Below are 2,812 nucleotides of genomic sequence, written 5' to 3' on the forward strand. Positions count from 1 at the left end.
ATAGTGAAAAAGTATTTATTTCTATGAGTTCAATTACTTCTATACCTTCAAATGCAAAGTATCTTAGATTTAGAACGTCAACAACATTAGTTCAAAATAATCTTAATGCTAAGTTTCAGGTAGAAGTTGGAACTGGTGCTACAACTTATGAAGATCCACAACATCATCAAATAACTATTTTATCTGATGTGCAATTAGAAAAAGTTGGTGATGTAGCAGATAGGATAATTGAAAAAAATGGTGTGTGGGGAATTGATAAACTAAACATAAGAAATATATTAGACAAGTCTTTAACGGTTGTTTTAAGAACAGATAGGGATTTACCTAATAATGCTTTATTTGAGATTACATTACCAAACCTCAAAGTAGTTTCTTACAGTAATACAGTTTTGACTTGTAATTTAGTACCAAGCAATACAGAATGTTTAACGAATGATGTAGAAGGCGTGTATCAAGTTGCAAGTACAAATAAAGTTCTTTTGAGGATTTCTAAGGCAAAAGCAAGTACGGTTGATGGGGTAAAAGATTATTTCATAAACAATAACGGATTTATTCTTTCTAACCAACAAGTACCTACATTTATACCATTACCTGATGCACAACAAGTAGCACTTAGGACATTTAATAATAAAACTAACATTTCATTCTTGTGTGAGGTGGAAGGGACTGTAAAAGGTAGTGTACCTAAATCAACTTCTGCATCAATCAATTCAATTAATACAAGGCTTGATGATGTTGATAAGGATTTAGAACGTGTTAAAAAGTTAGAAGATGCTACAATGAGTGAAATTACAACTGATAGTGATTTTGTATGTATAGATGATACTGCAAATGGGTATTTAACTGATGTTAAGCTAGAGGGTAGGACTTTAGTTAATAAAGTTACTAATGGTAATTTTGCTAATGGGACTACAGGTTGGAGTGGAACAGGTGCAACTATTAGTGCTAGTAATAATGTTTTAACTGCAACTGGAACAGGTGGAGCAGCAAATTATTCTGCTGCTTTTCAAATTACGGAAATTCCTGCAACTGTTGGAAAAAAAGTTTTTGTAAAATGTACAGCAAGAGTATTAGATAATGTTTGTGCAAGACTTAGGCTATTGGTGCAAGGTTCTACGAGTGGCTCGATTACTTCACTAGCAATAACGCCACCAGTTCAAAATACCTGGTATACAATTTATGGAATTGTTGATACAGGCACGCTTGTGGGAAATGTTAGAGTAACACCTATTGCATATTATGACGATGCAACTATTGCAACAGACAAAGTTATGGAAGTAAAAGACGTAATGGCACTAGACCTTACTGCTTTAGGTATGGCAAATTATTCAGCAGATGAAGTAAATTCAATGCTTAATGGTTACTTTGAAGGCTTAAAAAGTGTCGGTCAAGATGTTAATGAAATAGTAGTTTCAAGTGTTTGCGGTAGTGGAAATTTATTTGATGGGGAATTAGAATTAGGTACATTAAACACAGATGGTTCGATAGGTGTTATTACGGATAGAACTGTTAATAAGAACTATGTAAGAGTTATAGGTGGAAAAGCATTTTATTTATCAAATAGTTTAAATTATGCGATATCGAGAATAGCTGTATATGACAAAGATAAAAGATTTATACAAATAGTGACAAATGGAACAACGTTTCCTAGTAATGCAGTATACTGTAAGTTTTGTTTATTAGGTGCTAGTTTAACTAATAATGTTCAATTAGAGGTGGGAACGGTAGCTACAAGTTACAAATCAATAGAAACAGATAAAAAAGAAATTTTATATCTTGACACAGTAGATAATACTTGGAAAAAGCCAACACTTAGAGGAATTTGGAGTAATGGTGCTTTAGTTGTTGGGGATACAATAGAGAAACATGCAGATGGTAAGTATTATTATCATAAACGTTGTGGAGAGGTTGTGCTTGATAGTAGCGAGGCGAGTTGGAGTTTTAGAGATACTTTGGCGCTGACAAATTCAAATGTATTTCAAGTTGTTATATCGGGAATAAAGTCTATTACTTCAAATACAACGTTGGTCTGTGATAAATTCAATGTAACTACAAGTATTTATAGTACAGATGTAGAAGGTATGTACTCAAATACTAATTATGCCTTATTTAGAATACTAAAGACTAAGTGTACTGATTTAGCGACATTTAAGACTTGGTTAGCAAGCAACAATACAACATTAGTATATCCATTAGCAGTAGAACAAGTCTACGAATGTACCCCTTTAGACTTAGCGTCTTACGATTCTGAAACAAACTACACACTTGAAAGTGGTGTTTTATCTCCTCGTAGCACAGTAAAATGTACAAATTATATAGGGAATGTAGTAAATACACTTAAAGAAAAAATAAGTATATTAGAAGACACAGTTTATCAAACAAATTTAGCAACGTTTGTTTTAGGATTAAATGTTTTAAACCAACAAGTATAAAAATAAATTAAAAAAGGAATGGTGATATTTATGAATTTAGCACAAGCATTAGATTTTTTAGCGAGTAATTGTCCAAATGTATTTGCACCGATAACTGGTGAGTTAGAAACTTTAAGAAGTGAAAAAGATGCACTTAATACAAAGGTTACAGAAATGCAAGAAGTAATAGACTTTTTATTAATGGGAGGTATGTAATATGGCAGCATATTTAGCAAGAAGAATAATGGAAGGTTATTTAGATTATGTAGCAGTTACAACAAAATATCCTGAGTTTAAAGCAGATGTAGATGCAATATTAATAGCAAACAATAGACAAGATTTAATAGTAGAGTAATTCAGTAGACACCTATATGGTGTTATTTTTATGCAGAAATTTAAGG

General features: G+C 32.0%; 3 protein-coding genes. All 3 read left to right on the forward strand.

What is annotated here, in order from left to right; genetic code table 11:
• On the forward strand, positions 1-2,432 hold a 2,432-nt coding region (locus VLM92_RS00090; protein WP_325274321.1), incomplete at its 5' end, for a hypothetical protein.
• A gap of 30 nt (positions 2,433-2,462) precedes the next feature.
• Positions 2,463-2,627, forward strand: a complete 165-nt coding sequence (locus tag VLM92_RS00095) for a hypothetical protein (RefSeq protein WP_325274322.1) — start codon at positions 2,463-2,465, stop codon at positions 2,625-2,627.
• Between the two features lies 1 nt (position 2,628).
• A complete protein-coding gene (locus tag VLM92_RS00100) occupies positions 2,629-2,766 on the forward strand; it encodes a hypothetical protein (RefSeq protein WP_325274323.1) in 138 nt (45 codons plus the stop codon).
• Positions 2,767-2,812 lie beyond the last annotated feature (46 nt).

The sequence above is a fragment of the Romboutsia sp. genome (genome assembly GCF_035470145.1).
Taxonomy (GTDB): Bacteria; Bacillota; Clostridia; order Peptostreptococcales; family Peptostreptococcaceae; genus Romboutsia_D.

What these genes read in the sequence shown, in the direction of transcription:
- VLM92_RS00095 (WP_325274322.1), top strand. Translation starts at nt 2,463, where the DNA reads ATGAATTTAGCACAAGCATTAGATTTTTTAGCGAGTAATTGTCCAAAT.
- VLM92_RS00100 (WP_325274323.1), top strand. Translation starts at nt 2,629, where the DNA reads ATGGCAGCATATTTAGCAAGAAGAATAATGGAAGGTTATTTAGATTAT.